Annotated in this window: 7 protein-coding genes and 1 pseudogene; 5 read left to right on the forward strand and 3 right to left on the reverse strand. The window is 65.9% G+C overall.

The window, feature by feature from the left end; all coding sequences use genetic code 11:
- Positions 1–224 (forward strand): annotated as a pseudogene (locus LPZ50_RS20945) (hypothetical protein); the annotation flags it as partial.
- Positions 225–242: 18 nt separating this feature from the next.
- On the opposite strand, the gene LPZ50_RS20950 reads toward LPZ50_RS20945, so the two are convergent.
- Positions 243–1115 (reverse strand): DMT family transporter, encoded by an 873-nt coding sequence (locus tag LPZ50_RS20950; RefSeq protein WP_230664602.1) that lies wholly within the window; start codon positions 1113–1115, stop codon positions 243–245.
- 221 nt (positions 1116–1336) lie between these two features.
- On the opposite strand from LPZ50_RS20950, the gene rplS reads away from it, so the two are divergent.
- Entirely contained in the window at positions 1337–1717 is a 381-nt protein-coding gene (rplS, locus tag LPZ50_RS20955; protein WP_230664604.1) for a 50S ribosomal protein L19, read from the forward strand.
- A gap of 105 nt (positions 1718–1822) precedes the next feature.
- Positions 1823–2560 carry a CoA pyrophosphatase gene (locus LPZ50_RS20960; protein ID WP_230664606.1) on the forward strand — a complete coding sequence of 246 codons (738 nt, stop codon included), beginning with the start codon at positions 1823–1825 and terminating at the stop codon, positions 2558–2560.
- A gap of 8 nt (positions 2561–2568) precedes the next feature.
- Here the strand turns inward: LPZ50_RS20960 and rsgA are convergent, their stop codons facing one another.
- On the reverse strand, positions 2569–3477 hold the full coding sequence (rsgA, locus tag LPZ50_RS20965; protein ID WP_230664607.1) for a ribosome small subunit-dependent GTPase A: 909 nt from the start codon (positions 3475–3477) through the stop codon (positions 2569–2571).
- Entirely contained in the window at positions 3474–4733 is a 1260-nt protein-coding gene (locus LPZ50_RS20970; protein ID WP_230664609.1) for a M48 family metallopeptidase, read from the reverse strand. The genes rsgA and LPZ50_RS20970 overlap by 4 nt, the downstream gene beginning before the upstream one ends.
- A 47-nt stretch (positions 4734–4780) precedes the next feature.
- On the opposite strand from LPZ50_RS20970, the gene orn reads away from it, so the two are divergent.
- Together orn and LPZ50_RS20980 are read left to right on the forward strand one after the other, a co-directional pair.
- Positions 4781–5326 (forward strand): oligoribonuclease, encoded by a 546-nt coding sequence (gene orn, locus LPZ50_RS20975; protein ID WP_230664611.1) that lies wholly within the window; start codon positions 4781–4783, stop codon positions 5324–5326.
- Between the two features lie 60 nt (positions 5327–5386).
- On the forward strand, positions 5387–5602 hold a 216-nt coding region (locus tag LPZ50_RS20980), incomplete at its 3' end, for an NAD(P)H-hydrate epimerase (protein ID WP_329957687.1).

Here is a 5602-nt window from a genome sequence, read left to right on the forward strand (position 1 = left end):
CTGTCCAGCAGCCGGCGGCCGCGCCGGTGCGCTCCAGCCAGCCCGCCGTGGCGGTGGCGGCGCCCGATACTTCGGCGGCGCATAGCCAGTCGCTGGGCACTGCGTCGCAGGCCGCAAGCCAGGGCGTTACCACGCGCCAGATGGTGGTTGATGTCCTGCTGGTGGCCATGTGGGGGGCACTGATTCCCGCCCTGATGTGGCTGGGTGCCGTGGCGGGGTTTTGAAGGCCGCTGCGGCAGGGCCTAGCTCGATCCCAGCAGAATCACGCCCGCCAGTATGGCCGCGCAACCGGCCAGGCGGCCCATGCCGACTTTTTCGCGCAGCAGGAACATGCCAGCCAGGGTGCCCAGCATCATCGACATTTCCCGTGCTGGCGCCACCAGGCTTAGCGGCGCGCCATTGCGCAGCGCATACAGCACCAGGATATAACCCAGCGGCGACAGCAGCCCTACCGCTACGGCCAGATGCCAGTGGCCACGCATGGCCTGCCAGTTTTCGGCGCGGCGGCGCAGCACATGGGGCACCATCATGGCCGTGCGGGTCAGGCACGTAAACCAGTCGAACAGCACGGGCATGATCAGCAAGACTTTCACCCCATAGGCGTCCACCACGGTGTAGGCCGCGATAAACAGCCCGATCACCACCCCCCAGCGTACGCCCAGCCAAGCCTGCGGCTGGCGGAACAAGGCCAGCCTGCCCTGGGTGGCAATCAGCAGCACGCCGCCCACCACGCACAGCATCCCGGCAATACCCGTGCCCGTTGCCGGCTCGCCCAGCAGCAGGAAGGCGCCGGTGGTGGACAGCAGCGGCCCGGTGCCACGGGCAATGGGGTACACCACCGACAGGTCGGCTACCTGGTAGCCGCGCTGCAGGCACAGGCTGTAGCCCAGGTGCAGGGCGCTGGATGCCAGGATGCACAGCACCACCGGCCAAGTCCAGGTCATGCCCTGGTGCACCAGTATCCACACGACCCACGGCGCATACAGCAGGGTGGCGCACAGGCCGTAGGCAAACACGAATACCGGCCCCACCATGGCGGCCCGTTTGGCCAGCAGGTTCCAGCTGGCATGGGCCATGGCCGCCAGTACTACCAAAACAAGGGACGTATAAGACATGGGCGAAACTGCGGGCGCGACTATTAAGTGTCAGGTTTGTGACAATCCGAGCCAGCCGCAAGCGTACTCCCAATCCACGGCGAAGGGGGCGCAAGGCTATGAAAACAACGGATTTTTGATGTAGAATGCCGGGTTTACCAAACCCATCCTCTGCTTGCGCACAAGCATATCGGTAGAAGTAGCCCAATAGCGCGCAAGGCATGATGATCTCGGAGTTCACCATGAACCTCATCGCTGTCCTGGAACAGGAAGAAATCAAGCGCCTTACCGGCGACAAGACCATGCCCGAATTCGCCCCCGGCGACACCGTGGTGGTTAGCGTCAACGTCGTTGAAGGCACCCGCAAGCGTGTACAGGCCTACGAAGGCGTCGTCATCGCCAAGCGTAACCGCGGCCTGAACTCGTCGTTCATCGTCCGCAAGATCTCGTCGGGCGAAGCCGTCGAGCGTACGTTCCAGCTGTACTCGCCGCAAATCGCCGGCATCGAAGTCAAGCGCCGCGGCGACGTACGCCGCGCCAAGCTGTACTACCTGCGCAGCCGTTCGGGCAAGTCGGCTCGCATCAAGGAAAAGCTGGTCCTCAAGCAAGCCAAATCGGCTTGATGGCCATGGGAGCGGCATTTGCCACGTTGGGCAAATGCCGCGCTCACCGGGTTTCCGGGTTAAAAAGGCACCTGCAAAGGTGCCTTTTTCTTGTCCGCAGCAGGTATGCCTGACCCTTCGTCCCGACCTCGCCGGCCACCGGCCGCTCCGCCATTCGACCCCGCCGCCCAGCCCTGGCGGCCCGCCAATCTTGACCTTGCCGCCGTGCCTGCCGAGCAATTGGGGCCAGATCTGCTGCGCGGCGTGCTCAGCAGCCCTGGCGATTGGCCGCTGGACCCCCTGGGCACGACGGAATACCGCCATCCGGGCCGCGAAGGGGCGCCCGTGCTGGCGGCCGTGCTGATCCCCCTGGTTGCCCGCCCCGATGGGGTGCGGGTCATGTTGACGCAGCGCACCGCCCATTTGCACGACCACGCCGGCCAGATCAGTTTTCCTGGCGGGCGGCTTGAAACCAGCGATGCATCCGCCGTGGCCGCCGCGCTGCGTGAAACCCACGAGGAAACCGGGCTTACCGGCAATTACGTGGACGTGCTGGGCAGCATGCCGGCCTACGTCACGTCTACCGGTTTTTCCATTACCCCCGTGCTGTCGCTGGTCAGGCCCGGCTTTACGCTGGCACCGGATTCCTTCGAGGTGGCGGAAGTGTTCGAGGTGCCCCTGGCGTTCCTGATGGATCCGGCCAACCACCGCCTGTACCGCGCACCCTTGCCCGACGGGCGCGAACGCGAGTATTACGCCATGCCCTGGCACCGTTATTTCATCTGGGGCGCCACCGCAGGCATTCTGCGCAACCTGTACCACATGGTCAGGCACGGCGTGGCCGCCAGCGCCGGCCCGGCCTGAGCGTATTGTCAGTAGCGCTGCTGCGCCGCTTCGCTTTCTTCCAGAATTCGCCGGTACAAGGCGTAGCGGCCCGCGTCGAGGCTGCCCGCCTGCAGGGCCGCCACCACGCCGCAGCCGGGCTCGTGCCGGTGCGTGCAGTTGTAGAAGCGGCAATGCTCGATGTGCGGGGTGAATTCCGGGAAGCCGCGCAAAATGTCTGCCCCGGATAGATGCTGCAGGCCGAAGGCCTGGAAGCCGGGGGAATCGATCAGGTCGCCGCCGGGGGCGGGCAGGTGATACAGCCGCGTGGTAGTGGTGGTGTGCCGGCCCATGTCCAGCGCGGCCGAATGTTCCCGCGTGGCGGCACCGGCGTCGGGCGCCAGGGCGTTCAGCAGGGTGGATTTCCCCATGCCGCTTTGCCCCAGCAGCAGAGTGGTGCGGCCGGCCAGCCGCCCGACCAGTTGCTGATGCACCGCGCCGGTGTCGTGCGCGCTGAGTTCGATGACCGGCACGCCGAGGGCGCGTACCGCGGCCAGGCGGGCACGCGCCTCGGCCAGCCCATGCGCCAGGTCGGCCTTGTTCAGGATGACCAGCGGTTCGATGCCGGCGCTCCAGGCGCCCGCCAGCGCGCGTCCGGCCAGGTCGTCCGAGAAGGTGGGTTCCACCGCCACGACGATGAGCAATTGATCGACATTGGCGGCGAATTGCTTCGAGCGGGTTTCGTCCGAACGGAACAACAGGTTGCGGCGCGGCAGGATGGCGTCGATGGCGCCTTCGTCGCGGCCCTGCGGCGCGACGCGCACGAAATCGCCCACCGCGGCGCCGGCCTTCTTGCCGCGGGGGAAGCAATGGCGTTGCGTGCCGTCGGGGAATTCCACCACGTAATGGCGGCCATGCGCCGCGATGATGCGGCCTTCCAGGTGGGGGCTGGGGCTCATGTCCCCTGCGTCAGGTGGCGGATGCGCACGGCGGCGGGAGGGTGGCTGTCGTAGAAGGCGGAATGCACGGGGTCGGGTGTGAGCGTGGCGGCGTTGTCATCGTACAGTTTGACTAGAGCCGACACCAGCCGGTCGGGCGAGCTCTGGGTGGCGGCATAGCGGTCGGCCTCGAACTCGTCGCGGCGCGAGTACCAACTGGCCAGCGGGGTGAGCATGAACGTGAATACCGGAATGACCAGGAAGAACAGCAGCAGGGCCATGGCATCGTTGCGGCCGTCCAGGCGGGGCAGTACGCCCAGGCTTTCATAGAACCAGGGCTGCTGGGCCAGCCACCCCAGCACGGCGAAGAACAGCAGCGCGGCGCCGAAGCTCAGCACGATGCGCTTGATGATATGGCGCTTGGCGAAATGGCCCAGTTCGTGGGCCAGCACGGCCTCGATTTCGTCGCCGTTCAGGCGTGCCAGCAGGGTGTCGAAGAACACGATGCGGCGCGACTTGCCGAAGCCTGTGAAGTACGCATTGCCGTGGGCCGAGCGGCGTGAGCCGTCCATGACAAACAACCCGCTCAGGGCAAAGCCGCAGCGCTGGGCCAGTTGCTTGATGCGGCCGGCCAGTTCGGGGTCGTTCAGCGGCGTGAACTTGTTGAACAGGGGGGCGATGAAGGTGGGGAAGATGAACAGCAGCAGGATATTGAATGCCGTCCACAAGCCCCAGGCCCACACCCACCACAGGTTGCCGGCCCCGGCCATCAGCCACAGAATGGCCGCCGCCAGCGGGGCCCCCAGTACCAGCGCCAGCAGCAGGCCCTTGGCCAGGTCGGCGGCGAACAGCCCGGGGGTCATGCGGTTGAAGCCGAAGCGCGCCTCCAGCACGAATTGCCGCCACAGGGTGAAGGGCAGGCCCAGCAGCCCCAGCAACACCGCCACGCTGCCCAGCAGCAGCAACTGGCGCAGCAGGTCGTGCGAGGTAAGCTGGGCGATCAGCAGGTCGATGGCCTGCAGCCCGCCCAGCAGGGTCAGGGCCACCAGCAGCACGGCATCGTATACGCGTTCCAGCATCAGCAGTTTTACCCGGGCCACGGTGTAGTCGGCGGCGCGCTGGTGGCTATGCAGGCCGATGCGGGGCGCGAATTCGGGCGGTACCTGGTCGCGGTGTCGGGCCACGTGGCGGATCTGGCGCGAAGCCAGCCACAGTCGCACGACTACGTCGGCCAGCAGGAAGAAAACGAACAGCAGGGTAAGGGTCGTCAGCGGCACGGAATAAGATGCGTGTGAGAAAATGCGGTGTTTTAAAGGCAAATTATATGGCTGCGAACGAAAACCGACTGGTCTGGCTCGATATGGAGATGACCGGGCTGGACCCGACCAAAGAGCGCATCATCGAAGTGGCCGTGGTGGTCACCGAGCCCGACCTCTCCGTCGTGGCCGAAGGGCCCGTGCTGGTGGTGCACCAGGCCGACAGCCTGCTGGACGCCATGGACAACTGGAACAAGTCCACTCATGGCAAAAGCGGCCTGATCGACAAGGTGAAGGCATCTACCCTGACCGAGGCGCAAGCCGAGCAGACCCTGCTGGACTTCCTGGCGCAGCACGTGCCGGCCGGCAAGTCGCCGTTGTGCGGCAATACCATCAGCCAAGACCGCCGCTTCATGTATGCCTACATGCCCAACCTGGAGCGGTTCTTCCATTACCGCAACCTGGATGTCAGCACGCTGAAAGAGCTGTCGCGCCGCTGGGCGCCGGCGGTCTACAAGGGGTTCGAGAAAAAGAGCAAGCACGAGGCGCTGGCCGATATCTACGAGTCCATCGACGAGCTGAAGTATTACCGGGAACATTTCCTGAAGGTGTAGGCAGGCGCAGCTTGCCGTGCGCGAGTCGGCCCCGGGCGCGCCGGAGTCGCCAGCGCCCGCATGTACCTGTCCCACCTGCCTTATATGGACGCGCAACCCGCCTATTCCGTTGCCCGGATCCGCCAGGCCGAGCAGCAGGCCCTGGCCCAGGGGCGCAGCCTGATGCCGCTGGCCGGTGCGGCCGCGGCCCGGTTCATCATGTCGCGGTTTCCCGTGGGGGCGCGGGTGCTGGTCCTGGTGGGGCCGGGCAACAACGGCGGCGACGCCCTGGTGGCC

This window comes from Bordetella petrii, assembly GCF_020991325.1.
Classification (GTDB): Bacteria; Pseudomonadota; Gammaproteobacteria; order Burkholderiales; family Burkholderiaceae_B; genus Bordetella_A; species Bordetella_A petrii_E.

Coding starts and splice junctions, on each gene's coding strand:
- rsgA (WP_230664607.1), bottom strand. CDS start 3,477: ATGAGCCCCAGCCCCCACCTGGAAGGCCGCATCATCGCGGCGCATGGC.
- orn (WP_230664611.1), top strand. CDS start 4,781: ATGGCTGCGAACGAAAACCGACTGGTCTGGCTCGATATGGAGATGACC.
- LPZ50_RS20960 (WP_230664606.1), top strand. CDS start 1,823: ATGCCTGACCCTTCGTCCCGACCTCGCCGGCCACCGGCCGCTCCGCCA.
- rplS (WP_230664604.1), top strand. CDS start 1,337: ATGAACCTCATCGCTGTCCTGGAACAGGAAGAAATCAAGCGCCTTACC.
- LPZ50_RS20950 (WP_230664602.1), bottom strand. CDS start 1,115: ATGTCTTATACGTCCCTTGTTTTGGTAGTACTGGCGGCCATGGCCCAT.